This window comes from Waltera intestinalis, from assembly GCF_009695995.1.
Classification (GTDB): Bacteria; Bacillota; Clostridia; order Lachnospirales; family Lachnospiraceae; genus Acetatifactor; species Acetatifactor intestinalis.
In genome coordinates, this window is sequence record NZ_VUMU01000012.1 from 40,083 (window position 1) to 63,284 (window position 23,202).

36 protein-coding genes are annotated in these 23,202 nt (G+C 45.6%); 35 read left to right on the top strand and 1 reads right to left on the bottom strand.

Annotated elements, in window-relative coordinates; translation table 11 throughout:
• Positions 1 to 5: 5 nt before the first annotated feature.
• The gene (locus tag FYJ59_RS09930; protein ID WP_118551150.1) at positions 6 to 695 is read left to right on the top strand and encodes a P-II family nitrogen regulator; all 690 of its coding nucleotides are present in this window, start codon (positions 6 to 8) and stop codon (positions 693 to 695) included.
• A complete protein-coding gene (locus FYJ59_RS09935) occupies positions 692 to 1,801 on the top strand; it encodes an acyltransferase (RefSeq protein ID WP_154496726.1) in 1,110 nt (369 codons plus the stop codon). Before FYJ59_RS09930 ends, FYJ59_RS09935 begins: the two co-directional genes overlap by 4 nt.
• Here FYJ59_RS09935 and FYJ59_RS09940 read toward each other — a convergent pair whose 3' ends face one another.
• Positions 1,802 to 2,701 (bottom strand): class I SAM-dependent methyltransferase, encoded by a 900-nt coding sequence (locus FYJ59_RS09940; RefSeq protein ID WP_154496728.1) that lies wholly within the window; start codon positions 2,699 to 2,701, stop codon positions 1,802 to 1,804. It abuts the gene before it with no gap.
• Positions 2,702 to 2,990: 289 nt separating this feature from the next.
• On the opposite strand from FYJ59_RS09940, the gene putP reads away from it, so the two are divergent.
• The 33 genes from putP to FYJ59_RS10105 all read left to right on the top strand — a co-directional run bounded on the left by putP (position 2,991) and on the right by FYJ59_RS10105 (position 23,111).
• Positions 2,991 to 4,526: a sodium/proline symporter PutP gene (putP, locus tag FYJ59_RS09945; RefSeq protein ID WP_154496730.1), complete on the top strand. Its 1,536-nt coding sequence runs from the start codon at positions 2,991 to 2,993 to the stop codon at positions 4,524 to 4,526.
• A 651-nt stretch (positions 4,527 to 5,177) separates the two neighbouring features.
• Entirely contained in the window at positions 5,178 to 5,495 is a 318-nt protein-coding gene (gene rpsJ, locus FYJ59_RS09950) for a 30S ribosomal protein S10 (protein ID WP_022154516.1), read from the top strand.
• Positions 5,496 to 5,645: 150 nt separating this feature from the next.
• On the top strand, positions 5,646 to 6,329 hold the full coding sequence (rplC, locus tag FYJ59_RS09955; RefSeq protein ID WP_022154515.1) for a 50S ribosomal protein L3: 684 nt from the start codon (positions 5,646 to 5,648) through the stop codon (positions 6,327 to 6,329).
• 26 nt (positions 6,330 to 6,355) lie between these two features.
• Complete coding sequence (gene rplD / locus FYJ59_RS09960) at positions 6,356 to 6,976, top strand: 50S ribosomal protein L4 (RefSeq protein WP_118546827.1); 621 nt, start codon at positions 6,356 to 6,358, stop codon at positions 6,974 to 6,976.
• Complete coding sequence (gene rplW, locus FYJ59_RS09965) at positions 6,976 to 7,275, top strand: 50S ribosomal protein L23 (RefSeq protein ID WP_022154315.1); 300 nt, start codon at positions 6,976 to 6,978, stop codon at positions 7,273 to 7,275. The genes rplD and rplW overlap by 1 nt, the downstream gene beginning before the upstream one ends.
• Before the next feature lie 79 nt (positions 7,276 to 7,354).
• The gene (rplB, locus tag FYJ59_RS09970) at positions 7,355 to 8,197 is read left to right on the top strand and encodes a 50S ribosomal protein L2 (RefSeq protein ID WP_022154314.1); all 843 of its coding nucleotides are present in this window, start codon (positions 7,355 to 7,357) and stop codon (positions 8,195 to 8,197) included.
• Positions 8,198 to 8,213: 16 nt separating this feature from the next.
• Complete coding sequence (rpsS, locus tag FYJ59_RS09975) at positions 8,214 to 8,495, top strand: 30S ribosomal protein S19 (protein ID WP_022154313.1); 282 nt, start codon at positions 8,214 to 8,216, stop codon at positions 8,493 to 8,495.
• A gap of 189 nt (positions 8,496 to 8,684) precedes the next feature.
• A complete protein-coding gene (rplV, locus tag FYJ59_RS09980) occupies positions 8,685 to 9,074 on the top strand; it encodes a 50S ribosomal protein L22 (RefSeq protein ID WP_022154312.1) in 390 nt (129 codons plus the stop codon).
• Positions 9,075 to 9,097: 23 nt separating this feature from the next.
• Complete coding sequence (rpsC, locus tag FYJ59_RS09985) at positions 9,098 to 9,757, top strand: 30S ribosomal protein S3 (RefSeq protein WP_022154311.1); 660 nt, start codon at positions 9,098 to 9,100, stop codon at positions 9,755 to 9,757.
• Positions 9,757 to 10,188: a 50S ribosomal protein L16 gene (gene rplP / locus FYJ59_RS09990; protein WP_022154310.1), complete on the top strand. Its 432-nt coding sequence runs from the start codon at positions 9,757 to 9,759 to the stop codon at positions 10,186 to 10,188. The genes rpsC and rplP overlap by 1 nt, the downstream gene beginning before the upstream one ends.
• The gene (gene rpmC / locus FYJ59_RS09995) at positions 10,185 to 10,388 is read left to right on the top strand and encodes a 50S ribosomal protein L29 (protein ID WP_154496732.1); all 204 of its coding nucleotides are present in this window, start codon (positions 10,185 to 10,187) and stop codon (positions 10,386 to 10,388) included. The genes rplP and rpmC overlap by 4 nt, the downstream gene beginning before the upstream one ends.
• A 30-nt stretch (positions 10,389 to 10,418) precedes the next feature.
• The gene (gene rpsQ / locus FYJ59_RS10000) at positions 10,419 to 10,673 is read left to right on the top strand and encodes a 30S ribosomal protein S17 (RefSeq protein ID WP_022154308.1); all 255 of its coding nucleotides are present in this window, start codon (positions 10,419 to 10,421) and stop codon (positions 10,671 to 10,673) included.
• A gap of 43 nt (positions 10,674 to 10,716) precedes the next feature.
• The gene (rplN, locus tag FYJ59_RS10005) at positions 10,717 to 11,085 is read left to right on the top strand and encodes a 50S ribosomal protein L14 (protein WP_022154307.1); all 369 of its coding nucleotides are present in this window, start codon (positions 10,717 to 10,719) and stop codon (positions 11,083 to 11,085) included.
• Positions 11,086 to 11,097: 12 nt separating this feature from the next.
• Positions 11,098 to 11,409, top strand: a complete 312-nt coding sequence (gene rplX / locus FYJ59_RS10010; protein ID WP_022154306.1) for a 50S ribosomal protein L24 — start codon at positions 11,098 to 11,100, stop codon at positions 11,407 to 11,409.
• A gap of 23 nt (positions 11,410 to 11,432) precedes the next feature.
• Positions 11,433 to 11,972, top strand: a complete 540-nt coding sequence (gene rplE / locus FYJ59_RS10015) for a 50S ribosomal protein L5 (protein ID WP_328597228.1) — start codon at positions 11,433 to 11,435, stop codon at positions 11,970 to 11,972.
• Positions 11,973 to 11,990: 18 nt separating this feature from the next.
• Positions 11,991 to 12,176 carry a type Z 30S ribosomal protein S14 gene (locus tag FYJ59_RS10020; protein WP_022154304.1) on the top strand — a complete coding sequence of 62 codons (186 nt, stop codon included), beginning with the start codon at positions 11,991 to 11,993 and terminating at the stop codon, positions 12,174 to 12,176.
• Positions 12,177 to 12,414: 238 nt separating this feature from the next.
• Complete coding sequence (rpsH, locus tag FYJ59_RS10025; RefSeq protein ID WP_022154303.1) at positions 12,415 to 12,816, top strand: 30S ribosomal protein S8; 402 nt, start codon at positions 12,415 to 12,417, stop codon at positions 12,814 to 12,816.
• 130 nt (positions 12,817 to 12,946) lie between these two features.
• A complete protein-coding gene (rplF, locus tag FYJ59_RS10030) occupies positions 12,947 to 13,489 on the top strand; it encodes a 50S ribosomal protein L6 (RefSeq protein WP_022154302.1) in 543 nt (180 codons plus the stop codon).
• A 20-nt stretch (positions 13,490 to 13,509) separates the two neighbouring features.
• A complete protein-coding gene (rplR, locus tag FYJ59_RS10035) occupies positions 13,510 to 13,878 on the top strand; it encodes a 50S ribosomal protein L18 (protein ID WP_154496736.1) in 369 nt (122 codons plus the stop codon).
• Between the two features lie 21 nt (positions 13,879 to 13,899).
• On the top strand, positions 13,900 to 14,409 hold the full coding sequence (rpsE, locus tag FYJ59_RS10040; protein ID WP_022154300.1) for a 30S ribosomal protein S5: 510 nt from the start codon (positions 13,900 to 13,902) through the stop codon (positions 14,407 to 14,409).
• Positions 14,410 to 14,457: 48 nt separating this feature from the next.
• Positions 14,458 to 14,643 (top strand): 50S ribosomal protein L30, encoded by a 186-nt coding sequence (rpmD, locus tag FYJ59_RS10045; RefSeq protein ID WP_022154299.1) that lies wholly within the window; start codon positions 14,458 to 14,460, stop codon positions 14,641 to 14,643.
• A gap of 21 nt (positions 14,644 to 14,664) precedes the next feature.
• Complete coding sequence (rplO, locus tag FYJ59_RS10050; RefSeq protein ID WP_022154298.1) at positions 14,665 to 15,105, top strand: 50S ribosomal protein L15; 441 nt, start codon at positions 14,665 to 14,667, stop codon at positions 15,103 to 15,105.
• A complete protein-coding gene (gene secY, locus FYJ59_RS10055) occupies positions 15,105 to 16,418 on the top strand; it encodes a preprotein translocase subunit SecY (protein ID WP_154496738.1) in 1,314 nt (437 codons plus the stop codon). Before rplO ends, secY begins: the two co-directional genes overlap by 1 nt.
• Before the next feature lie 166 nt (positions 16,419 to 16,584).
• The gene (locus FYJ59_RS10060; protein WP_154496740.1) at positions 16,585 to 17,226 is read left to right on the top strand and encodes an adenylate kinase; all 642 of its coding nucleotides are present in this window, start codon (positions 16,585 to 16,587) and stop codon (positions 17,224 to 17,226) included.
• 57 nt (positions 17,227 to 17,283) lie between these two features.
• Positions 17,284 to 18,036, top strand: coding sequence for a type I methionyl aminopeptidase (gene map / locus FYJ59_RS10065; RefSeq protein WP_022154294.1), 753 nt, complete (start codon positions 17,284 to 17,286; stop codon positions 18,034 to 18,036).
• 48 nt (positions 18,037 to 18,084) lie between these two features.
• Complete coding sequence (locus FYJ59_RS10070; RefSeq protein WP_154496742.1) at positions 18,085 to 18,357, top strand: KOW domain-containing RNA-binding protein; 273 nt, start codon at positions 18,085 to 18,087, stop codon at positions 18,355 to 18,357.
• A 39-nt stretch (positions 18,358 to 18,396) separates the two neighbouring features.
• The gene (gene infA, locus FYJ59_RS10075) at positions 18,397 to 18,615 is read left to right on the top strand and encodes a translation initiation factor IF-1 (protein WP_022154292.1); all 219 of its coding nucleotides are present in this window, start codon (positions 18,397 to 18,399) and stop codon (positions 18,613 to 18,615) included.
• 24 nt (positions 18,616 to 18,639) lie between these two features.
• Positions 18,640 to 19,926 (top strand): hypothetical protein, encoded by a 1,287-nt coding sequence (locus FYJ59_RS10080; protein WP_154496744.1) that lies wholly within the window; start codon positions 18,640 to 18,642, stop codon positions 19,924 to 19,926.
• A gap of 101 nt (positions 19,927 to 20,027) precedes the next feature.
• Positions 20,028 to 20,141, top strand: a complete 114-nt coding sequence (gene rpmJ, locus FYJ59_RS10085; protein ID WP_031271335.1) for a 50S ribosomal protein L36 — start codon at positions 20,028 to 20,030, stop codon at positions 20,139 to 20,141.
• A 331-nt stretch (positions 20,142 to 20,472) separates the two neighbouring features.
• Entirely contained in the window at positions 20,473 to 20,844 is a 372-nt protein-coding gene (gene rpsM, locus FYJ59_RS10090) for a 30S ribosomal protein S13 (RefSeq protein WP_022154290.1), read from the top strand.
• A 76-nt stretch (positions 20,845 to 20,920) separates the two neighbouring features.
• Positions 20,921 to 21,316 carry a 30S ribosomal protein S11 gene (gene rpsK, locus FYJ59_RS10095; RefSeq protein ID WP_022154289.1) on the top strand — a complete coding sequence of 132 codons (396 nt, stop codon included), beginning with the start codon at positions 20,921 to 20,923 and terminating at the stop codon, positions 21,314 to 21,316.
• Positions 21,317 to 21,453: 137 nt separating this feature from the next.
• Positions 21,454 to 22,047, top strand: coding sequence for a 30S ribosomal protein S4 (rpsD, locus tag FYJ59_RS10100; RefSeq protein ID WP_022154288.1), 594 nt, complete (start codon positions 21,454 to 21,456; stop codon positions 22,045 to 22,047).
• 104 nt (positions 22,048 to 22,151) lie between these two features.
• Complete coding sequence (locus FYJ59_RS10105) at positions 22,152 to 23,111, top strand: DNA-directed RNA polymerase subunit alpha (protein WP_022154287.1); 960 nt, start codon at positions 22,152 to 22,154, stop codon at positions 23,109 to 23,111.
• Positions 23,112 to 23,202: the final 91 nt, after the last annotated feature.

Consider the following 23,202-nt stretch of genomic DNA (forward strand, 5'->3'; position numbering starts at 1 on the left):
TGCCCATGAGTGAATTATATATGATGGTCACCATCACCAATCGTCAGCTGACGAGGAAATTCGTGGAATGCTATAAAGAAAGCGGCGCACAGGTCGGCAGTGTTACCGTCGGCATGGGAACCGCGGCGAATGAGATCTTAGATTATTTTGGACTGGACGGCATGGAGAAGAGCGTATTGTTCCATCTCGTCACAGATGCTGCCTGGCGGCAGATCAAGGCTGCCCTGCGCAAGAAAATGCAGATCGATCTCCCGGGAATGGGAATCGCATTTATCATTCCCGTGAGCAGTGTCGGTGGCAAGAAAGCATTGAATTATCTGACCTGCGGGCAGAAATTCGTAAAAGGAGAGGAGTCCACATTGAAAGAGACGAAGAATGAGCTTCTGGTAGTGATAGCCAATCATGGATATACGGAACTGGTCATGGATGCAGCGAGAGAAGTACATGCGGCAGGCGGCACAGTCATCCATGCCAAGGGCACCGGAACAGAGAATGCACAGCAGTTTCTGGGCGTGACACTGGTGCCGGAAAAAGAAATGTTGTTCATTGTGGTAAAAAGTGAGCAGAAAAATTCCATCATGCGTGCTATAATGGAAAAAGCAGGACTGGAGAGTAAAGCACAAAGCATAGTATTCTCCCTTCCTGTAACAGATACTGCAGGCATGCGCCTGATGGAGGAGATGGGAGAGACATGACAAACGACTTATCCGGACCCAGGAAGCAGTTCCTGGACGTGCTCCGGGTACTGGCAACCTGTGCAGTGGTGCTGATGCATGTACTGACAGGTGCGACAGATGTGACAGATGCGTCGATAGTGCCGGAATACCGGTCATTATTGCTGTCAGTTATGGATCTGGTGACCTGGTGTGTTCCTATATTTTTATTGATCTCGGGATATTTGTTCCTGAATCCGGAACGTACATTGACTTATCCGGTCATGATTAAAAAATATTGCAGGAGGATTGCGCTGGCGATCCTCCTATTCGGCGTTCCGTATGCAGCTTCCGAGCTGGTAGTGGCGGAGCGGACCTTCCGGATCAGGATGATCCCGGAGGCACTGAAGATGACTCTGATGGGACATACCTGGTCCCATATGTGGTATCTGTATCTGATCTTGTTTTTATATCTGATCACGCCGCTTCTGAAAAAAGTGCTGCGTGTGCTGCCGGTGTGGGGTGTTGTAGCAATGATGGCAGTGATCTTCTTAGGAAGCAGTGTGGCACCGTTTCTGAATAAGGTACTGGATGTCAACAGTATTCCGGTATTGCCGGATGGCGGTGTGTATTTCCTGTATTATCTGTGTGGATATTTCTTCGCGGTGAGAGAAGTATGTGTGGACAAGGGAAGGAATGTATGGCTGACAGCTGCAGTAGCGGTTCTGGCTCTGGGAATGATCCTGAGCAGAACACTTGCGGGATTCTCCATTCAGATGGCATACAATTATCCGTTTACAGTACTGCTTGCAGTGCTTCTGTTCGCTTCAGGATGGAATGGGGGAGGAGACAGCGCGGCTTTGGCTGCCCGGGAGAAGGACAGAATACACCGGATCCCCTGGCAGGAGGCGGGAGCCTTGAGCTTCGCCGTATACCTGGTACATCCGGTGTATGTGAACCTGTTGTATAAATTCGTGAAGATTACACCCTTTACGGTGTTGGAACAATGCGGTGTGCAGTCTGTAGCCGCGGGACAAGCGGTATTGATTTTGCTGCTGGCTGCATTCTGCCTGGTAGTGCTGGCACTGGCAACGGCTACTGCGTGGGTGCTGCGCAAGATCCCGGTGTTAAGAAAATATGTGCTGTAATTACTTCCGCTGCCAGCGCCCGGAAGCACCGCAGGGCAGTACCAGCCCACTCTCGGTGACGGGGAGGCCGATCTCTTCGGCTTCCACATGACCACCGAACTTTTTCGTCAGGGTGGAATTCATCATATAGGACAGCACGGCGGGCTGCAATCCTGTAGTGTACGAATTGATCAGGAAGAACAGCGCATCATCGGATAAAAGCTGTGCGGTCAGTCCTACGAAATCCCAGATATTATCTTCTATTTTCCAGATCTCACCCTTGGGACCTCTGCCGTAGGAAGGGGGATCCATGATGATGCCGTCGTATTTGTTGCCCCGGCGGATCTCACGCTCTACGAACTTCATACAGTCGTCCACCAGCCAACGGATAGGAGCATCGGCAAGCCCGCTGGCAGCAGCGTTCTCCTTCGCCCAGCCGACCATACCCTTGGACGCATCCACATGGGTCACAGCAGCTCCCGCAGCTGCAGCGGATACAGTGGCACCACCGGTGTATGCGAAGAGGTTCAGTACCTTCACGGTTCTGCCTGCATTATGGATCAGACCGGAGAACCAGTCCCAGTTCACAGCCTGCTCCGGGAACAGACCGGTATGTTTGAAACTGAAGGGCTTCAGATGGAAGGTCAGAGGATCAGTCTTATCGCAGGCTTCCTTCTGAAAAGGCAGAGTGTAATGAATCGCCCATTCATCCGGCAGATGGAAGAACTCCCATTCTCCGCCGCCCTTGGCACTTCTGTGGTAATGACCGTTTTTCTGCTTCCAGCCCTTATGATCGTGGGGCGTCTTCCAGATGACCTGGGGATCCGGACGGACGAGAATATAATCTCCCCAACGCTCTAACTTTTCTCCGCTGGACGTATCCAGCACTTCGTAATCTTTCCAATTATCTGCAATCCACATATAGAAACCTTTCTGTGTGTATACTTTGTAACTTATTTTTATAGGACATAGTAATAGAATATAATACCGGAAAGACTTTTTCAAGGAATACTTGCAGAGAGTGGTTATATGGTTGAAGAACTGAACGACTTAAAATGTGGAATGACGGAAAACTATCAAATCAGACTTTCATGCATTACAGCGATAGCAAACTAATCTGTTGACGATAAGCCATTTCTTGTATATAATAAATCGTATCACTGTATACAATTAAGAAAATGTACAAGAAGAAAAATTTGAGGAGGATATTATGACAGGAAATACGCTGGGCTGGGTAATTGTGGCATTCGTGCTGTATTTACTCATGATGATCGCTATCGGAGCGTTCTACGCAAAGGGAAACAACAATTCCGAAGATTACTTTTTAGGAGGCAGAAAGCTGAACGGCTTCGTCGCTGCACTGTCCGCGCAGGCATCGGATATGAGCGGATGGCTGTTAATGGGGCTGCCGGGAGCTATTTACTTAACCGGTGTCGGAGGTGACGGCTGGATCGCCATCGGACTTTTCATCGGCACGACGCTGAACTGGCTGTTCATTGCCACGAAGTTGCGCAGATATACGATCCGCGCCAACAATTCCGTGACGCTGCCGACTTATTTTGAGAACCGCTTCCATGATGAGAAGAAGGTATTGATGACGGTTTCTTCTATTACAATTGTAGTATTTTTCCTGGTATATTGTGCTTCCGCACTTTCTGCCGGAGGTCAGCTGTTTGAGTCCGTGTTCGGTATTGATTATCATGTGGCACTGACCATCGGTGCGCTGGTAGTTTTGGTCTATACCTTCCTCGGCGGATTTACCGCAGTATGTGTGACAGACTTTATCCAGGGTATGCTGATGCTGGTCGGTATTCTGGCAGTACCGCTGTTCGCTTATCATTTTCTGACAACCGGCGGCACTACATTGTCAGCCGGTCTGGAAGCCAGCGGTGCCGACAGTGCCAACTTCCTGAATCTGATGAAGAACGGTGACGGCAGTAATAATATCGTCAGCGTGATCTCCGGTCTCGGCTGGGGACTGGGATATTTCGGAATGCCCCACATCCTGGTGAGATTTATGGCAGTCCGGGATGAGAAGGAAATGACTAAGTCCAAGACTACAGCCATCAGCTGGGTAGCATTATCCCTGGGATTTGCAGTATTTATCGGTATCCTGGGCAGAGCTTATCTGCCGGAGCTGGTGAATGGCAATAATGAGAAGGTATTTATTGAGATGATCAAGAAAGTATTTACCGTGGAGATGCAGGCTCCGTTCATTGCAGGATTGTTCCTCTGCGGTATTCTGGCAGCGATCATGTCCACGGCGGATTCCCAGCTGTTAGTCAGCGCTTCCAGCGTAGCGGAGGATATCTTCAAGGGACTGCTCAAAAAGGATGCGGATGACAAGACGGTTATGAATGTGAGCCGTGCCACAGTACTGGTAGTAGCTGTGCTGGCTTACATCATCGCATGGAATCCGAACAACACCGTCATGGGACTGGTATCCAACGCGTGGGCAGGTTTAGGTGCCGCCTTCGGACCGTTGGTAGTGATGTCCTTATATTGGAAGAGAACCAACTTCCCCGGAGCGGTAGCCGGAATTGTCACCGGAGCACTTGCCGTTATCATCTGGGATTATATTCCCCTCGTGGGCGGACAGACCCTGGGCAAAGCTACCGGATTGTATTCTCTGGTAGTAGGCTTCGGGCTGGGACTTATCGCGATCATCGCAGTCAGCCTCGCTACCAAGGCTCCTTCCGAGGAAATGCTGCAGGAGTTCGAGGACGTGAAAGCAAACCGGCTGTAACAGACCGTTGATGAAGTAAATATTGATAAACCGAATACTGACGGGCGGCCAAAACAGCAGCCTGTCAGTATTTTTATGTATTTGTGTTGGCGAGGGTATAGGAGACAAAACCAGGTCGATATACCCACTGGCTTTCGGGCCAGCGGGGCGCAGAAAGAGATTTTGTTAAGATAAGCCCCGACGTCATCTGAGAGCATCCAGGGGAGGGTTTCACTTGTCGTAAAAAATAATGGGCAATATTATATATAAGAAGAAACTCACAAAAATACAGTGGCGAACCTGTGCAAAACGGCAAAAAGAAATTGTATCAAAAAAAATACAATTTTTTAAAAAAAAGTCTTGCAATGCCCATAAATTCAATGTATACTAATCCTTGCTGTGGCATGATAGCTGTGAAGCGTGAGGTTGCCGGTTCCCAGTAATGGAGATCGGGTTTTCCGTGGAGCGAATGTCAAGTTAGAAAACTGACGGCAAGTCACTGTACCAATTAACATCTGCCTTGAGCAGTAACAACGTGTAAGTTTATGGCCGGAGAGAAGAAAGCGTTGCACAAAGGTCGCAGACACACACGGGAAAGTGTACAGTCACCGCTTGTCCGTACAAAAAGTAAGTATTTACTTACAAAAGTGCGAAAAGGAGGCGACTTTTTTTATGGCAAATCAGGTAATGAGAATTACATTGAAAGCTTATGAACATCAGCTTGTTGATGCATCTGCCAAAAAAATCATCGAAACTGTTAAGAAGACCGGATCTCAGGTAAGTGGTCCCGTGCCTCTTCCTACCAAGAAGGAAGTTGTTACCATTCTGAGAGCAGTACACAAGTACAAGGACTCCAGAGAACAGTTCGAGCAGAGAACTCACAAGAGACTGATCGACATCATGGCTCCTACTCAGAAGACTGTTGATGCTCTTCAGAGACTGGAAATGCCTGCCGGTGTTTACATCGACATTAAGATGAAGAACAACTAATAAGTTTTTCAAAGTAAAGCCAAACAACAAAAACCTCTACTTAGACGTAAGAACACAGGGCGATTGATTCGCCGGGGAAATACGCACAGCGTATTTCTAAGTGTTTCACAGAAACACTTTGGTCCGCTATGTAGAACACAGGAGGTAAAAATGAAGAAAGCAATTTTGACAACAAAAGTTGGAATGACCCAGATCTTCAATGAAGATGGCGTGCTCGTTCCCGTAACCGTGCTTCAGGCTGGTCCCTGCGTGGTTACTCAGGTAAAGACCGTGGAGAATGACGGCTACAGTGCTGTACAGGTAGGCTTTGTTGACAAGAAGGATAAGGTTGTTAACAAGGATGCCAGCGGCAAGAAGCAGATCGTACACAGACATGGTGTTAACAAAGCAGAGCAGGGCCACTTCAAAAAGGCTGGCGTAAGCTCCAAGAGATATGTAAGAGAGTTCAAGTTTGAGAACGCTGAGGAGTACACCCTTGGTGCAGAGATCAAAGCTGACATCTTCGCTGCAGGCGATAAGGTAGATGCTTCTGCAATCTCCAAAGGTAAGGGCTTCCAGGGCGCAATCAAGAGATTTGGACAGCACAGAGGACCTATGGCTCATGGTTCCAAGTTCCATCGTCATCAGGGTTCCAATGGTGCATGTTCCTCCCCTAGCCGTGTATTCAAGGGCAAGGGAATGCCTGGACATATGGGTTGTGTAAAGGTAACTGTTCAGAATCTTGAGGTCGTAAGAGTAGATGCTGAGAAGAATCTGCTTCTGGTAAAGGGCGCAGTTCCCGGACCTAAGAAAGCTTTAGTAACCATCAAAGAGACCGTTAAGGTTGAGGCATAGTTTAGGACGAAAGGAGGACCAATCAGATGGCAAACGTATCTGTTTACAATATGGAAGGCAAAGAAGTTGGTACAATCGAATTAAACGATGCAGTGTTTGGTGTTGAAGTGAACGAGCACCTGGTACACATGGCAGTTGTACAGCAGCTTGCAAATAATCGTCAGGGAACTCAGAAAGCAAAGACCCGTTCTGAGGTATCCGGTGGCGGAAGAAAGCCCTGGAGACAGAAGGGAACCGGTCATGCAAGACAGGGTTCAACCAGATCTCCCCAGTGGGCAGGCGGCGGCGTAGTATTCGCTCCCGTTCCCAGAGATTACTCTTTCAAGCTTAACAAGAAAGAGAAGAGAGCAGCTCTGAAGTCTGCACTGACCAGCAAGGTTCAGGGAAGCAGCCTGATCGTAGTTGATGAGCTGAAATTCGACGAGATCAAGACCAAGAACTTCACCAATGTTATGAATAACTTAAAGGTAGAAAAGGGACTGGTAGTGATCGCTGATAACGATATTAACGTAGTTATGTCTGCTAGAAACGTAGCTGATGTAGATACCACCCTGGTAAATACCATCAACGTTTACGACGTAATGAAGGCTAAGACAGTTGTCCTGACCAAGGATGCTGTTGCAAAGATTGAGGAGGTATACGCATAATGGCTGATATTAAATACTATGATGTAATCCTCAAACCCGTTATTACCGAAAAGAGCATGGCCGGCATGGGCGAGAAGAAGTACACCTTCCTCGTTCACACCGAAGCTAACAAGTCTCAGATCAAAGAGGCTGTTGAGAAGATGTTCGAAGGTACCAAGGTTAAGAGTGTTAACACCATCAATATGGATGGCAAGAACAAGAGACGCGGAATGGTTACCGGCAAGACTGCCAAGACCAAGAAGGCAATTGTTCAGTTAACTGCAGATAGCAAAGAGATCGAGATCTTCGCAGGTCTGTAAGAATAAAGCTACTGCTTAAGATTCAAGTATGCGGCACTTAAGTGCTCGCGCAAAAAATCATCGTAAAGGAGATACAGTAATGGGAATTAAGACATACAACCCCTATACACCTTCCAGAAGAAACATGACTGGTTCTGACTTCTCTGAGATCACCAAGACCTCTCCCGAGAAGAGCCTGTGTGTTTCCCTGAAGAAGAACTCCGGCCGTAACAATCAGGGTAAGATCACTGTAAGACATCGCGGCGGCGGTTCCAGAAGAAAATACAGAGTAATTGATTTCAAGAGATACAAGGATGGCATTCCTGCAACCGTAATCGGTATCGAGTACGATCCTAACAGAACAGCAAACATCGCGCTGATCTGCTACGAAGATGGTACCAAGTCTTATATCCTCGCTCCCGAAGGTCTGACCGACGGAATGAAGGTTATGAACGGTGCAGAGGCCGAGGTCAGAGTAGGTAACTGCTTACCTCTGTCCGAGATCCCTGTAGGTACTCAGGTACACAACATTGAGTTATATCCCGGTAAGGGCGGTCAGCTGGTTCGTTCCGCCGGTAACAGCGCACAGCTGATGGCAAAAGAAGGTAAGTACGCTACTCTTCGTCTTCCCTCCGGTGAGATGAGAATGGTTCCCCTGGTTTGCCGTGCAACTGTTGGTGTTGTAGGTAACGTTGATCATAGCCTGGTTAAGATCGGTAAAGCCGGACGTAAGCGTCACATGGGCATCCGTCCCACCGTACGTGGTTCCGTCATGAACCCCAACGACCATCCTCATGGTGGTGGTGAAGGTAAGACCGGTATCGGTCGTCCCGGCCCCAGCACACCTTGGGGTAAACCTGCTCTTGGTCTGAAGACACGTAAATCTAAGAAGGCTTCCAACAAGCTGATCGTAAGAAGACGTGACGGCAGAGCAATCAAATAGTTAAGGAGGAAAGATCATGGCTAGATCACTGAAAAAAGGACCTTTCGCAGACGCAAGCCTGTTAAAGAAAGTCGACGCTTTAAATGCATCAGGACAGAAGCAGGTTATTAAGACCTGGTCCCGTCGTTCTACAATTTTCCCTTCCTTCGTAGGACATACGATTGCTGTTCATGATGGTAGAAAGCATGTTCCCGTATACGTTACTGAGGATATGGTAGGCCACAAGCTCGGTGAGTTCGTTGCAACCAGAACCTTCAGAGGCCACGGCAAGGACGAGAAGAAATCCAAGGTTAAATAATAATTTTATTGACCTGGAGCTAAAAATATGCTATCTTATATAGATGGCTGGGAGAGCTATGCGCTCTCCCGAGGGTCTTCCCTCGAAATTATATATTAAGAGGAAAGAAGACAGGATATTTTTGTGCGCAGCACTTAGGATACACACGGGTGCGTTGCGCGGTTTCAGTTTGAAAGGAGGACCAAATCTATGGCTAAAGGACATAGATCCCAAATTAAGAGAGAAAGAAACGCTCAGAAAGATACAAGACCTTCAGCTAAGCTGTCTTACGCAAGAGTATCTGTTCAGAAGGCTTGTTTCGTATTAGATGCCATCAGAGGCAAAGACGTACAGACTGCACTTGGTATTCTGGAGTACAATCCCAGATATGCTTCCAGCCTGATCAAGAAGCTGCTTGAGTCAGCAATCGCTAATGCTGAGAACAATAACGGTATGAATACCGAGAACCTTTACATCGCAGAGTGCTATGCAAATAAAGGACCTACCATGAAGAGAGTAAAGCCCAGAGCACAGGGTAGAGCTTATAGAATCGAAAAGAGAATGAGCCACATTACCATCGTTCTTGATGAGAAGAAGTAGGGAAAGGAGCTATTGAAAAGTTTATGGGACAGAAAGTTAATCCTCACGGCCTGAGAGTCGGTGTTATTAAAGATTGGGATTCCAAGTGGTACGCTGATGCGGAGTTTTCCGATTATCTGGTAGAAGACTACAACATCAGAAAGTTCCTGAAGAAGAAATTATACAGTGCAGGTGTTTCCAAAATCGAGATCGAAAGAGCATCTGACAGAGTAAAGGTTATCATCTATACTGCTAAGCCCGGTGTTGTGATCGGTAAGGGCGGTGCTGAGATCGAAGTAACCAAGAAAGAGCTCTCCAAGTTAACCGATAAGAAGGTTATGGTTGACATCAAAGAGATCAAGAGACCTGACAGAGATGCACAGCTGGTAGCTGAGAACATTGCTCAGCAGCTGGAGAACCGTGTATCCTTCAGACGTGCAATGAAGTCCTGCATGGGCAGAACCATGAAGTCAGGTGCTATGGGTATCAAGACCTGCTGTTCCGGTCGTCTGGGCGGTGCTGATATCGCTCGTGCTGAGTTCTACAGCGAGGGAACCATTCCTCTGCAGACCCTGAGAGCAGATATCGACTACGGTTTTGCTGAAGCAAACACCACCTATGGTAAAGTTGGAGTTAAAGTTTGGATTTATAAAGGCGAGATACTTCCTACAAAAGGAAATCAGATGGAAGGGAGCGATAAATAATGTTAATGCCGAAGAGAGTAAAACGTCGTAAACAGTTCCGTGGATCCATGGCCGGAAAAGCTTCCAGAGGTAACACCCTGGCATATGGCGAATTTGGTCTGGTTGCTACAGAACCCTGCTGGATCAAGTCTAATCAGATTGAGGCAGCCCGTATTGCGCTTACCCGTTATACCAAGCGTACCGGTAAAGTATGGATTAAGATTTTCCCCGATAAGCCCGTAACTGTAAAGCCTCTCGGTACTCGTATGGGTTCCGGTAAAGGCGCTGTAGATTGCTGGGTAGCAGTTGTTAAGCCCGGACGTGTAATGTTCGAGATCGCTGGTGTTCCCGAAGAGGACGCTCGTGAAGCATTACGTCTTGCTATGCACAAGCTCCCTTGTAAGTGTAAGATCATTGCTAAGGCAGATGTGGAAGGCGGTGTGACAGAATGAAATCAAATAAATTTGTAGAAGAATTGAAGACAAAGTCCGATGCAGAACTGGCACAGGAGCTGGTAGCTGCTAAAAAAGAACTTTTCAATTTGAGATTCCAGAACGCAACCAATCAGTTAGATAATACTGCAAGAATTAAAGAAGTAAGAAGAAACATTGCACGTATTCAGACTGTTATCACCGAGAAGTCTAGAGCGTAACGCGTGGGTGCGTAGAAAGGAGATCAAACCGTGGAAAGAAATTTAAGAAAAACACGTACTGGTAAAGTTATCAGTAATAAGATGGATAAAACTATTGTAGTTGCAATCGAAGAGCATGTTAAGCATCCCCTTTACAAAAAGATCGTAAAGGACACCTACAAGCTGAAGGCTCATGACGAGAATAACGAGTGCAACATTGGCGATATCGTAAAAGTTATGGAGACAAGACCCCTGTCCAAGGACAAGAGATGGAGACTTGTTGAGATCGTAGAGAAAGCTAAATAAATTAGTTTGTAAGAAACCGTGAAAGCGGTGAAGGAGGAATAACATGGTTCAGCAGGAAAGTAGACTAAAAGTTGCTGATAACACTGGCGCAAAAGAGTTACTTTGCATTCGTGTTATGGGCGGTTCTACCAGAAGATATGCACAGATCGGCGATGTGATTGTTGCTTCCGTTAAAGATGCAACACCAGGCGGCGTTGTAAAAAAAGGTGATGTAGTAAAAGCAGTTGTAGTTCGTTCCGTAAAGGGCGCTCGTCGTAAAGACGGTTCTTACATCAAGTTTGATGAGAATGCTGCAGTTATCATCAAAGATGACAAGACTCCCAGAGGAACCCGTATCTTTGGGCCGGTTGCAAGAGAGCTTCGTGAGAAACAGTTCATGAAAATTGTTTCCCTGGCTCCCGAAGTATTATAAGGAGGTTGCCACATGTCTACAATGAAAATTAAGAAGGGCGACACCGTTAAGGTTATCGCCGGTAAAGACTTAGGTACAGAGGGCAAGGTTCTCTCTGTAGACGTAAAGAATCATAAAGTCCTGGTTGAGGGCGTTAACAAGATCACAAAGCATGCAAAGCCTTCTCAGGCAAACCCCAATGGCGGTATTGTTGAGAAAGAAGCTCCTATTGATATTTCAAACGTTATGCTTGTTGTAAAAGGCAAGACCACAAGAGTTGGCTTCAAGGTTGAAGACGGCAAGAAAGTACGTTTCGCAAAGTCAACAGGCGAAGTGATTGATTAATCAATAGGAAGGAGGAAATATAAGTGAGCAGACTGAAAGATTTATATAACAATGAGATCGTCGATGCTATGGTTAAAAAGTTCGGTTACGCTAATGTAATGGAAGTTCCCAAGCTCGACAAGATCGTTATCAACATGGGTGTTGGTGAAGCAAAAGAAAACGCTAAGATCCTTGAGAATGCAGTTGCTGATATGGAAGCTATCACCGGACAGAAGGCAGTTCTGACCAAGGCTAAGAATTCCGTAGCTAACTTCAAGATCCGTGAGGGTATACCTATCGGATGTAAGACCACTCTGCGTGGCGAGAAGATGTATGAGTTCCTGGATCGTCTGGTTAACCTCGCTCTTCCTCGTGTCCGTGACTTTAGAGGCGTTAACCCTAACGCATTCGACGGCAGAGGTAACTATGCACTCGGTATCAAAGAGCAGTTCATCTTCCCTGAGATCGAGTACGACAAGATCGACAAGACCAGAGGTATGGATATCATTTTCGTAACAACTGCTAAGACCGACGAAGAGGCACGTGAGCTGCTGAGACTGTTCAACATGCCTTTTGCAAAGTAATCAAGGAGGTAAATTCTGATGGCAAAGACATCAATGAAGATTAAACAGCAGCGCAAACCTAAGTTCTCTACTCAGGCTTATACTCGTTGCAAGATTTGTGGTCGTCCCCACTCTGTACTGAGAAAATACGGAATTTGCCGTGTTTGCTTCCGTGAACTGGCATACAAGGGCGAGATTCCCGGAGTTAAGAAGGCTTCTTGGTAAGAGTGAAAAGATTTTCTAAGCCAGCAAAATACGCTGGCTAACAAAATCTATATTTCACTCCCAAGAGAATTCCTGGCGGAATTCTCCGAGACAAAAAGAAATTCTAAGGCGTCGAAAGGCGTCGAGTAAGAATTTCTAAAAGTTTTGGTTATAAGAATTATCTTATAATATAGATGGTATATACAAAATGTATGTACTTAGCATGATTCAAGTCAAATAATAAGGAGGAAACTAAATCATGACAATGAGCGATCCTATCGCAGATATGCTTACAAGAATCCGTAATGCAAATACTGCAAAACACGACACCGTAGATGTACCTTCTTCCAAGATGAAGCTGGCTATTGCACAGATTCTGCTGGATGAGGGATATATTAAGAAGTACGACATCGTTGAAGACGGTGGTTTCAAGACCATCCACATCACTCTGAAGTACGGCGCAGACAAGAACGAGAAGATTATCTCTGGTATCAAGAGAATTTCCAAGCCCGGTTTACGTGTATATGCCGGCAAGGAAGATCTGCCTAAGGTTCTCGGCGGTCTGGGTATTGCTATCATTTCTACCAACCAGGGTGTTATCACCGACAAGAAAGCTCGTGAACTTCAGGTTGGCGGCGAAGTATTAGCATTCGTATGGTAAGGATGAAAAGATTTTCTAAGTCAGCAAAATACGCTGACTAATAAAATCTAAGTTTCATCCCTAAGAGAATTCCTTGCGGAATTCTCCTGTGTAACTATTGTTTTTCTATAGAATTATAGGAGGTACGGGCATGTCCAGAATAGGTAGAATGCCAATCGCAATTCCCGCAGGTGTAACTGTAGAAGTTGCAGAAAATAATAAAGTGACTGTAAAAGGTCCCAAGGGTACTCTGGAAAGAGTATTACCCTCTGAGATGGATATTAAAGTAGAAGGAGCAGAAGTTCTTGTAAGCAGACCCAATGATCTGAAGAAGATGAAGTCTCTTCATGGTCTGACCAGAACTCTGATTCACAACATGGTAGTAGGTGTTACTGAAGGTTTCGAGAAGAAACTGGAAGTAAATGGTGTTGGTTACAGAGCGGCTAAGTCTGGCAAGAAGCTGACCCTGAACCTTGGTTACTCTCATCCCGTAGAGATGATCGATCCTGAAGGCATCGAGACTGTAGTCGATGGTCAGAACCTGATCACTGTTAAGGGTATCGACAAAGAAAAAGTTGGACAGTTTGCAGCTGAGATCCGCGACAAGAGAAGACCTGAGCCTTACAAGGGTAAGGGTATTAAGTATGCCGATGAGACCATCAGACGTAAAGTTGGTAAGACTGGTAAGAAATAATAGATAAGGAGAGTATGAAGATGGTTAGTAAAGAGTCCAGACAGTTAGTACGTGCAAAAAAGCACATGAAAATTCGTAACCGCTTCAGCGGCACTGCTGAAAGACCTCGTCTTGCAGTGTTCAGAAGCAATAATCATATGTATGCTCAAATTATCGACGATACAGTTGGTAATACTTTAGTATCTGCATCCACTCTTGAGAAAGAGATCAAGGCAGAGCTGGAGAAGACCAATAACGTTGATGCAGCAGCATATCTTGGAACTGTTATCGCAAAGAGAGCAATCGAAAAGGGCATCAAGGAAGTTGTTTTCGACCGTGGCGGTTTCATTTATCAGGGTAAAATAGCAGCTTTAGCCGATGCAGCCAGAGAAGCTGGCCTGGAATTCTAGGAAAGGAAAGAGGAATACACCATGAAACACACAATCATAGATGCAAGCCAGTTAGAGTTAAATGATAAAGTTGTTACCATCAAGCGTGTAACCAAGACCGTTAAGGGTGGTCGTAACATGAGATTCACCGCACTGGTAGTAGTCGGCGACGGCAACGGCCATGTAGGCGCTGGTCTGGGAAAGGCTGTAGAAATTCCCGAAGCTATCCGTAAAGGTAAAGAAGACGCTGTTAAGCACATCGTAGAGATCAATCTGGATGAGAACAATTCCATCACCCATGATTTCATCGGTAAGTATGGTTCTGCTAACGTTTTACTGAAGAAGGCTCCCGACGGTACCGGTATCATCGCAGGTGGTCCCGCTCGTGTCGTTTGTGAGCTTGCAGGTATCAAGAATATCCGTACCAAGTCTCTTGGCTCCAACAATAAGCAGAACGTTGTTCTTGCAACGATCTCCGGTTTAAGCCAGATCAAGGCTCCCGAAGAAGTAGCAAAGAATCGTGGAAAGTCTGTTGAGGAAGTTCTGGCGTAAGCCGGATCTTCCCGTTAAGTTGACAGGGCCAACAGAAAGGAGTAGAGTATGGCAGACAAGAAGTTAAAGATCACTCTGGTAAAGTCCACTATCGGTGCTGTACCGAAGAATAAGGCAATCGTGGAGTCTATGGGACTGCGTAAGATCGGCAAGTCCGTAGTACTGCCTGATAATGATGCAACAAGAGGACAGATCCGTCAGGTGAATCATTTGATCAAGGTAGAAGAAGCATAATCAGATAAGGAGGTGTTAGGAATGGAATTATCCAATTTAAGACCTGCAGAAGGTTCCAAACACAGTGATAATTTTAGAAGAGGCCGTGGACACGGTTCAGGAAATGGCAAGACCGCAGGTAAGGGTCATAAGGGACAGAAGGCTCGTTCCGGAGCTCCCAGACCCGGTTTCGAAGGTGGTCAGATGCCTTTATACAGACGTATTCCTAAGAGAGGTTTCACGAACAGAAACACTAAGGAAATCGTTGCTATCAATGTAAGTGCTCTGGAGTGCTTTGACAACGGTGCTACCGTTGATGTAAACGCATTAGTTGAAGCAGGAATCATTAAGAACCCCAGAGATGGAGTAAAGATCCTTGGAAACGGAGAACTTACCAAAAAGCTTGATGTAAAGGTAGATGCATTCAGTGCATCCGCAAAAGAAAAGATCGAGGCTCTTGGTGGAACTGCTGAGGTGATGTAATGCTTACAACACTGAAAAACGCATTTAAAATCAAAGAAATCAGACAAAAGATTCTTTTTACACTGGGAATGTTAGTTGTGATCCGTATCGGATCACAGCTTCCCGTACCCGGAGTGGACACGAAGTTCTTTTCTCAATGGTTTGCCCAGCAGACAGGCGGTGCGTTCAGTTTCTTTGATGCCATTACGGGCGGTTCTTTCCTGAACATGTCTATTCTGGCATTGAATATCAACCCTTATATTACATCTTCCATTATCATGCAGCTGCTTACAATTGCTATTCCTAAGCTGGAAGAAATGCAGCGTGATGGTGAAGACGGCCGTAAGAAAATGGTCGCTATCACCAGATACGTAACCATAGCGCTTGCACTGATCCAGTCCACAGCAATGGCAATCGGTTTCGGCAGACAGGGCTATCTGATCGAGTTTGATGCTCTGAATGTAATTACCGCTATCACAGCACTTACCGCCGGTAGTGCTTTCCTGATGTGGGTGGGTGAACGAATCACAGAAAAAGGTATCGGAAATGGTATTTCCATCGTACTGGTGATCAACATCATTTCCAGACTTCCTCAAGATCTGAGCAATCTGTTTGAGCAGTTTGTGTTCGGAAAAGCTCCGGCAACCGCAATTCTTGCAGTAGTGATCATCTTTGCAATTATTATTGCCATGGTGGTTCTCGTTATCATCTTAAATGATGGTGTGCGCAAGATTCCGGTACAGTATGCCAAGAAAATGCAGGGCAGAAAGATGGTCGGCGGACAGACCTCCAACATTCCGTTGAAGGTAAATACTTCCGGCGTTATTCCCATCATTTTTGCACAGTCCATTATGCAGTTCCCGATTATTATCTGTTCCTTTATCGGATATAACGGAACCGGCGTGTGGGCAGAGATCCTCAAGGGTCTGAATTCCGCTTACTGGTGCAAACCCAGCCAGCCGATTTATTCCCTGGGACTTTTGCTTTACATTGTATTGATTGTATTTTTTGCATACTTCTATACATCCATTACATTTAATCCTTTGATGATTGCCGATAATATGAAGAAGCAGGGCGGTTTTATCCCCGGTATCAGACCCGGTAAGCCGACCAGCGATTATCTGAATAAGATTCTGAATTATATCGTATTCATCGGTGCGATCGGTCTGATCATTGTATCTGTGATCCCGTACTTCTTTAACGGTGTGTTCGGTGCAAGCGTATCTTTCGGCGGTACCAGCCTGATCATTATCGTAAGCGTAGTACTGGAGACCATGAAGCAGGTAGAATCTCAGATGCTTGTTCGTAACTACAAGGGATTCCTGGAAGATTAGCAGCATAACAGTAACCGGATGATTTATGATCATCCGGTTATTTTTGTATTATGGGAAAATCTATTGCAAAAAAGCCGCATAAAAGTTAAAATATAAATGTTGGGCTGTATTTGTAGCTTATCCATAGAAGAGCAGAGCCTGCAGCTGCAGGCAGATAGGAGCAGATATGAAGATTATCATGTTAGGCGCACCCGGCGCAGGTAAAGGTACACAGGCAAAAATGATTGCTGAGAAGTATGGAATTCCTCATGTATCCACAGGAGATATTTTCCGTGCAAATATCAAGAACGGAACCGAGCTTGGTATGGAAGCGAAGAAATACATGGATCAGGGTCAGCTGGTTCCCGATGAACTGACTGTCAAGATCCTCTTAGACAGAGTTGCACAGGATGATTGCAAGAACGGCTATGTACTGGATGGATTCCCCAGAACCATTCCTCAGGCAGAGGTACTGGACAAGGCATTGACCAAGTTGGGAGATGCTATTGATTTTGCAATCGACGTAAATGTTCCCGATGAGAATATCGTGAAGAGAATGTCCGGCAGACGCGCATGTCTGTCCTGCGGCGCAACCTATCATATCGAGCACATCCCGCCCAAGAAGGAAGGCATCTGTGATAAGTGCGGACAGGAACTGGTACTGCGTGATGATGATAAGCCTGAGACCGTATTGAACCGTCTGAAGGTATATCATGACCAGACCCAGCCGCTGATCGATTTCTATACCAAGAAAAATGTATTAAAGACCGTAGACGGCACCAAGGATATGAAAGAGGTATTTGCGGATATCGTAGCAATCCTTGGCTAAGAAAAGTCCGGATCCCTGACAAACAGCAGAAAAATCCGGAACGGAAAGGTGAATAAAATGGCAGTAACTATCAAATCACAGCGTGAGATCGAGCTGATGAGAGAATCATGTAAAATTTTGGCGGATGTATTCAGCCAGATGGAGAAGGCAGTGCACCCCGGTGTATCCACTCTGGATATCAACAATCTGGGTGAGAAGCTGATCCGTGCCCACGGCTGTATTCCCAACTTCCTGAATTATAACGGATATCCGGCATCTATCTGTGTATCTGTGAATGATGAAGTCGTACATGGTATTCCTCACAAAGATCATATTCTTCACGAGGGTGATATTGTAAGTCTGGATGCAGGATTGATCTATAAGGGATATCATTCCGACATGGCACGTACTTTCCCGGTAGGTCAGGTCAGTGAAGAAGCAAGACTCCTGATGGAGAGAACCAAGGGAAGCTTTTTCGCAGGAATCGAGATGGCGAAGGCAGGCAACCACCTGTATGATATTTCCAATGCCATCGATGCTTATATTAAACCTTTTGGTTATGGCATCGTAAGAGATCTGGTAGGCCATGGTATCGGCACCAGCCTGCATGAGGATCCACAGATTCCCAATTTTGCACAGCACAGACGTGGACTGAAGTTACAGGCAGGTATGACGCTGGCAATCGAGCCCATGATCAATATCGGAAGACCGGATGTGGCATGGCTGGATGACGACTGGACAGTTGTCACCGAGGATGGATCCCTATCCGCACATTATGAGAATACGGTCCTGATCACGGACGGCGAGCCCGAGATCCTGACCATGTATTAAGAGTAATCCACTGCGATTATAATGCGTAAGAAAGGTTAGACTTACGGTATGATAGGAGAACTTGCAACTTCAAAAGCCGGTCATGACAAGGACAGATTGTACATGATCGTCGGTGAAGAGGGAGAATGTGTTTATCTGTGTGACGGAAGGCTGCGTGGTGTAGAACATCCGAAGAAGAAAAAGAAAAAGCATATCCAGATCATACATTCTTCGGCACAGGACACACTGATCCAGATCATAAAGCAGAATCTTCCGGGGGAGCGGGACGAGATCGACAGACAGATCCGCAAGACCCTGGAGGATTATCTGAGTAATAAGTAATGTAAAGAAGTAAAAAGTAGAAAGCTATGGAGGAATTTTATGTCTAAAAGTGATGTAATTGAAATCGAAGGAACCGTTGTGGAGAAACTTCCCAATACCATGTTCCGTGTAGAATTGGAGAACGGACACAGAGTGCTGGCTACCATCAGTGGTAAGCTTCGTCAGAACTTCATCCGTATCCTTCCCGGAGATAAGGTAACACTGGAATTGTCTCCTTACGATCTGAGCAAGGGACGTATTATCTGGAGAGATAAGTAAGTACAATCTGGAGAGAAAATAGCTATGGCTAAAAAAATACGTAACTTTGCTGCTATTCTGGCGATCAGTGCGGTAGTGGGAACAATGCTTTTGATATTGGTATTCCTGCTTCCGGTAGGGCCGATGCGCAGGAATGTGGAGAAAAGTGTTGGGGATATGCTGAAGACCGGCGATGAGATCCCGGAAGATGCATTCTCAAAGTACTTGTGGAAAAACAGAGAGACTTACACCGATGCTATCATGGTACAGAATGCCATAGAGAGACTGCCGGATAAAAATGCTTATGAACATGCCATGTGGATGTACCACTATGATCTGGAAGAGGACGTGTGGACGCCGGAAGATTCCTTGAAGGCTTTTTGTGAATCCCATGAGAATGTCAATAACATGTACCTTCATATTTATGCGAGGTACTGGCACGGCTATCTTTTATACTTAAAGCCTTTGCTGCTGCTGTTCTCCTGGAAGCATGTGGTATGGCTGGAACTGGCGGTACAGATCGCACTTATGATCTGGGTACTGATCACGGCAATACGAAAACAGAATGCAGGTGTCGCAGCTGTGACCCTGGGAAGCTTTCTGTTCATGAAACCGGTACTGGTGCTGATCTCTCTGACCATGTCGGTGTGCTGGATCCTGACGCTTCTGGCAGTGGAATATATGCTGTTACATCATGACGGATTGCATGAGAAGGGACAGTATCCGGAATTCTTCCTGATCGTTGGAATTCTGACGTCTTATTTTGATTTTCTGACGTATCCCATCACTACACTGGGAATTCCTCTGTGCTGTTACTTCTTATTAGAAAATGACAGAGCATGGAATAATATCAAAAAGCTGATCGGCTTCTGCGCAAGCTGGGGAATCGGCTATGCGGGAATGTGGGCAGCAAAATGGGTCATTGCAGACCTGACTTTACATACCGGTACGATCAAAGATGCTATTTGGTCCATTATCGGTCGTACAGAGGCAATCGGCGGCAGACCGCGGATGAACGGAGGGTTCTATGTGATCGGACTGAATCTTCACGAATATCCGGTTTATATGGGAATCGCCGCAGGCATCCTGGCCGCAGTGGCAGTAGGACTGATGGTAATGATCATTGTTATGGGAAGATGGAAGAATGTGTATGCACAGTTACTTCCGGTCGTTGTCACAGCTGCAATTCCTTTTGCCTGGATCATTGCCGTACAACATCATTCTGCGTTGCATGCAAGGTTTACCTTCCGGATTTTAAGTGTTGCAGCGGCTGCAGCCATTACTTTTATTGTTTTGATCGTAAAGCAGGCAAAAAGTTCACAAAAAAGTTGAAAAAACCTAAAAAATATTGAAAAAAGCGTAAGAATACGCTTGCAAAGGAAAGACCGTCATGCTATAATGTAAGACGGTCTTTTTTGAAAGGAGGGTTTAACATGAAAGTTAGATCATCAGTAAAACCGATTTGCGAAAAGTGCAAAATCATCAAGAGAAAAGGACGCATCAGAGTAATCTGTGAGAATCCGAAGCACAAACAGAGACAGGGATAATCACCGCTTGATCGTCATTTGATCAGGTATGTGAGTTCTTGTCCGGTTATTATGTGCGGCTGAATTGATCATTATCAAAAATATCAATTTTCATAATAGATTTGGATAGAGCTTACGGGAGATTACTTGTTGATACCATGACGAAAAGAATTTCTAAAATTATCGTCGTGGAAAGATCGGATCGTGTCCGATTGGGTGAGAGCCCCAATCAATTAGTAACTATTGAGCGTACAACTAACAGACCAAACGTACGCACGCACAACAAAAGTTGTGAGCGCAGAAATGTTGCGCAAAGCGTAAGAGATTACGCAGGAAAATGGAGGAAACGTAAATGGCTCGTATCGCAGGTGTAGACTTACCTAGAGAAAAACGAATTGAGATCGGTTTGACCTATATCTATGGAATAGGCAGACCTACTGCTGACAAGCTGTTAGCAGAAGCAGGTGTAAATCCTGATACCAGAGTGAGAGATATTACCGATGATGAGGTAAAGAAGATCAGTGAAGCTATCGAAAAGCTTGGCGTTATGGTAGAAGGTGATCTGAGAAGAGAAATCGCTCTGAATATCAAGAGACTTCAGGAAATCGGCTGCTATCGTGGTATTCGTCATCGTAAAGGACTTCCTGTTCGTGGTCAGAAGACTAAGACCAACGCAAGAACTCGTAAGGGACCTAAGCGCACGGTGGCAAATAAGAAGAAGTAATTGAGATCAAAATGTAACTGTGAGAGGGAAGCAAATGTAAGCATCCCCAGGAAATGAGAAAGTAGGTTAGTTTAAAATGGCTAAAAAAGTTGCAAAGAAAGTAACAAAAAAGCGTGTAAGAAAAAACGTTGAACGCGGACAGGCACATATTCAGTCTTCTTTTAACAATACAATCGTAACGTTAACAGATGCTGAAGGTAATGCTCTTAGCTGGGCAAGTGCCGGTGGTCTTGGTTTTAGAGGTTCAAAGAAATCTACTCCATATGCTGCACAGATGGCTGCTGAAACAGCAACAAAGGCTGCTCTTGTTCACGGATTAAAGTCCGTTGACGTATTCGTAAAGGGTCCTGGTTCAGGACGAGAAGCAGCAATCAGAGCTCTGTCTGCAAGTGGACTGGATGTCTTAAGCATTTGTGATGTAACTCCTGTACCTCACAATGGATGCCGTCCTCCTAAGCGTCGTCGCGTTTAGTGAGAAATCGTCAGAAGACGAAACAATTAATTTTAATGAAGTAACATTAGAACAAGTTGGATGAAAGTGCCGCATTGCGGCACTGTAAACAACCCTCGGAAGTCACTTCCGAAGTATAAAGAAGGGAAAATAAAAAAATGGCAGTAAATCGCGTACCTGTACTGAAAAGATGTAGAGCCCTTGGCCTTGAGCCTTCTTACCTGGGCTATGACAAGAAGTCTAACAGAACCTCTGCAAGAGCAGGCAAAAAGGTATCTGAGTACGGACTTCAGTTAAGAGAAAAGCAGAAGGCTAAGTTCATCTATGGCGTTCTGGAGAAGCCTTTCCGTAACTACTATGAGAAGGCTGATAGAATGAAGGGCATGACCGGTGAGAACCTGATGACCCTGTTAGAGAGCAGACTGGACAATGTAGTGTTCAGAATGGGTTTTGCAAGAACCAGAAGAGAAGCAAGACAGATCGTTGACCACAAGCATGTACTTGTAAACGGTAAGTGTGTAAACATTCCTTCTTACCTGATCAAGGCTGGCGATGTTATCGAGATCAAGGAGAGCGCTAAGTCCATGCAGAGATACAAGGATATCCTTGATGTTACTGCTGGAAGATTAGTACCCGAATGGATCGATGCTGATGTTGAGAACTTTAAGGGAACCATCAAGAATCTGCCTACCAGAGAGATGATCGATGTTCCTGTTGACGAGATGCTTATCGTCGAGTTGTACTCCAAGTAAGTTTTATGTAACCCCAATGAACATTTCCTGTGGAATATTATTCCATGGGATATTGTTCGTAAGAACATGTCAACATATAAAGTTCGCAAAGGAGGGTATTGGCAGTGTTTGATTTTGAAAGACCTAATATTGAGGTTAGCGAGATTTCAGAAGACAAAAAGTATGGTAAATTCGTAGTAAAACCCCTGGAAAGAGGCTATGGTATTACTCTGGGTAACTCCCTGAGAAGAATCATGCTGTCTTCCCTGCCCGGTGCTGCAGTGAGCCAGATCAAAATTGAAGGTGTTCTTCATGAGTTCAGTTCTATTCCCGGCGTAAAGGAAGATGTATCTGAGATCATCATGAACATCAAGAGCCTTGCGATCAAGAACAACAGCGAGACCAACGAGGCTAAGACTGCATATATCGAGTTTGAAGGCGAAGGTGTTGTAAGAGCTTCTGATATCCAGTGTGACCAGGATATTGAAATTCTGAACCCCGACCTTGTAATCGCTACTCTGAGTGGTAAAGATACCAAGCTTTACATGGAGTTAACTATTACAAGAGGCCGCGGCTACGTAAGTGCCGACAAGAACAAACACGAAGATTTACCAATCGGCGTAATTGCCATTGATTCTATCTATACACCTGTAGAGAGAGTTAACGTTACGGTAGAAAATACCCGTGTAGGTCAGAGTACTGATTTCGACAAGCTTACATTGGATGTATACACCAACGGAACCCTGGCTCCTGATGAGGCAGTCAGCCTGGCAGCTAAGGTGCTCAGCGAGCATCTGAACCTGTTCATTGACCTTTCCGAAAATGCTAAGACCGCTGAGGTTATGGTAGAGAAGGAAGACGACGAGAAGGAAAAGGTTCTGGAGATGAGTATTGACGAGCTGGAGCTTTCCGTTCGTTCTTACAACTGCTTGAAGAGAGCAGGTATCAATACTGTAGAAGAGTTAACCAATAAGACTTCAGAAGATATGATGAAGGTTCGTAACCTCGGACGTAAATCTTTGGAAGAAGTTCTGGCTAAACTGAAAGAGCTGGGATTACAGCTGAACCCCAGCGATGAGAACTAATTTCAGCTGAACATAAAAAGTTAGATTTCCGTATCCGGTAAGCCCAAAGTGTTCGGATGCGGTTTATCTCTAAATGGCAAAAAACAACGCA

Excerpts from the sequence above, each read along its gene's own strand:
- rplD (WP_118546827.1), top strand. The coding sequence starts at position 6,356 with ATGGCAAACGTATCTGTTTACAATATGGAAGGCAAAGAAGTTGGTACA.
- FYJ59_RS09940 (WP_154496728.1), bottom strand. The coding sequence starts at position 2,701 with ATGTGGATTGCAGATAATTGGAAAGATTACGAAGTGCTGGATACGTCC.
- rpmJ (WP_031271335.1), top strand. The coding sequence starts at position 20,028 with ATGAAAGTTAGATCATCAGTAAAACCGATTTGCGAAAAGTGCAAAATC.
- rpsH (WP_022154303.1), top strand. The coding sequence starts at position 12,415 with ATGACAATGAGCGATCCTATCGCAGATATGCTTACAAGAATCCGTAAT.
- rplC (WP_022154515.1), top strand. The coding sequence starts at position 5,646 with ATGAAGAAAGCAATTTTGACAACAAAAGTTGGAATGACCCAGATCTTC.
- rplN (WP_022154307.1), top strand. The coding sequence starts at position 10,717 with ATGGTTCAGCAGGAAAGTAGACTAAAAGTTGCTGATAACACTGGCGCA.
- FYJ59_RS10080 (WP_154496744.1), top strand. The coding sequence starts at position 18,640 with ATGGCTAAAAAAATACGTAACTTTGCTGCTATTCTGGCGATCAGTGCG.
- rpmC (WP_154496732.1), top strand. The coding sequence starts at position 10,185 with ATGAAATCAAATAAATTTGTAGAAGAATTGAAGACAAAGTCCGATGCA.
- rpsS (WP_022154313.1), top strand. The coding sequence starts at position 8,214 with ATGGCTAGATCACTGAAAAAAGGACCTTTCGCAGACGCAAGCCTGTTA.
- rpsJ (WP_022154516.1), top strand. The coding sequence starts at position 5,178 with ATGGCAAATCAGGTAATGAGAATTACATTGAAAGCTTATGAACATCAG.
- FYJ59_RS10020 (WP_022154304.1), top strand. The coding sequence starts at position 11,991 with ATGGCAAAGACATCAATGAAGATTAAACAGCAGCGCAAACCTAAGTTC.
- rplR (WP_154496736.1), top strand. The coding sequence starts at position 13,510 with ATGGTTAGTAAAGAGTCCAGACAGTTAGTACGTGCAAAAAAGCACATG.
- rpsD (WP_022154288.1), top strand. The coding sequence starts at position 21,454 with ATGGCAGTAAATCGCGTACCTGTACTGAAAAGATGTAGAGCCCTTGGC.
- FYJ59_RS09935 (WP_154496726.1), top strand. The coding sequence starts at position 692 with ATGACAAACGACTTATCCGGACCCAGGAAGCAGTTCCTGGACGTGCTC.
- putP (WP_154496730.1), top strand. The coding sequence starts at position 2,991 with ATGACAGGAAATACGCTGGGCTGGGTAATTGTGGCATTCGTGCTGTAT.
- FYJ59_RS10070 (WP_154496742.1), top strand. The coding sequence starts at position 18,085 with ATGATAGGAGAACTTGCAACTTCAAAAGCCGGTCATGACAAGGACAGA.
- rpsK (WP_022154289.1), top strand. The coding sequence starts at position 20,921 with ATGGCTAAAAAAGTTGCAAAGAAAGTAACAAAAAAGCGTGTAAGAAAA.
- rplX (WP_022154306.1), top strand. The coding sequence starts at position 11,098 with ATGTCTACAATGAAAATTAAGAAGGGCGACACCGTTAAGGTTATCGCC.
- rplF (WP_022154302.1), top strand. The coding sequence starts at position 12,947 with ATGTCCAGAATAGGTAGAATGCCAATCGCAATTCCCGCAGGTGTAACT.
- rpsE (WP_022154300.1), top strand. The coding sequence starts at position 13,900 with ATGAAACACACAATCATAGATGCAAGCCAGTTAGAGTTAAATGATAAA.
- rpsC (WP_022154311.1), top strand. The coding sequence starts at position 9,098 with ATGGGACAGAAAGTTAATCCTCACGGCCTGAGAGTCGGTGTTATTAAA.
- rplW (WP_022154315.1), top strand. The coding sequence starts at position 6,976 with ATGGCTGATATTAAATACTATGATGTAATCCTCAAACCCGTTATTACC.
- map (WP_022154294.1), top strand. The coding sequence starts at position 17,284 with ATGGCAGTAACTATCAAATCACAGCGTGAGATCGAGCTGATGAGAGAA.
- FYJ59_RS09930 (WP_118551150.1), top strand. The coding sequence starts at position 6 with ATGAGTGAATTATATATGATGGTCACCATCACCAATCGTCAGCTGACG.
- infA (WP_022154292.1), top strand. The coding sequence starts at position 18,397 with ATGTCTAAAAGTGATGTAATTGAAATCGAAGGAACCGTTGTGGAGAAA.
- rplO (WP_022154298.1), top strand. The coding sequence starts at position 14,665 with ATGGAATTATCCAATTTAAGACCTGCAGAAGGTTCCAAACACAGTGAT.
- rpmD (WP_022154299.1), top strand. The coding sequence starts at position 14,458 with ATGGCAGACAAGAAGTTAAAGATCACTCTGGTAAAGTCCACTATCGGT.
- rplP (WP_022154310.1), top strand. The coding sequence starts at position 9,757 with ATGTTAATGCCGAAGAGAGTAAAACGTCGTAAACAGTTCCGTGGATCC.
- rplB (WP_022154314.1), top strand. The coding sequence starts at position 7,355 with ATGGGAATTAAGACATACAACCCCTATACACCTTCCAGAAGAAACATG.
- secY (WP_154496738.1), top strand. The coding sequence starts at position 15,105 with ATGCTTACAACACTGAAAAACGCATTTAAAATCAAAGAAATCAGACAA.
- rpsM (WP_022154290.1), top strand. The coding sequence starts at position 20,473 with ATGGCTCGTATCGCAGGTGTAGACTTACCTAGAGAAAAACGAATTGAG.
- FYJ59_RS10060 (WP_154496740.1), top strand. The coding sequence starts at position 16,585 with ATGAAGATTATCATGTTAGGCGCACCCGGCGCAGGTAAAGGTACACAG.
- rplV (WP_022154312.1), top strand. The coding sequence starts at position 8,685 with ATGGCTAAAGGACATAGATCCCAAATTAAGAGAGAAAGAAACGCTCAG.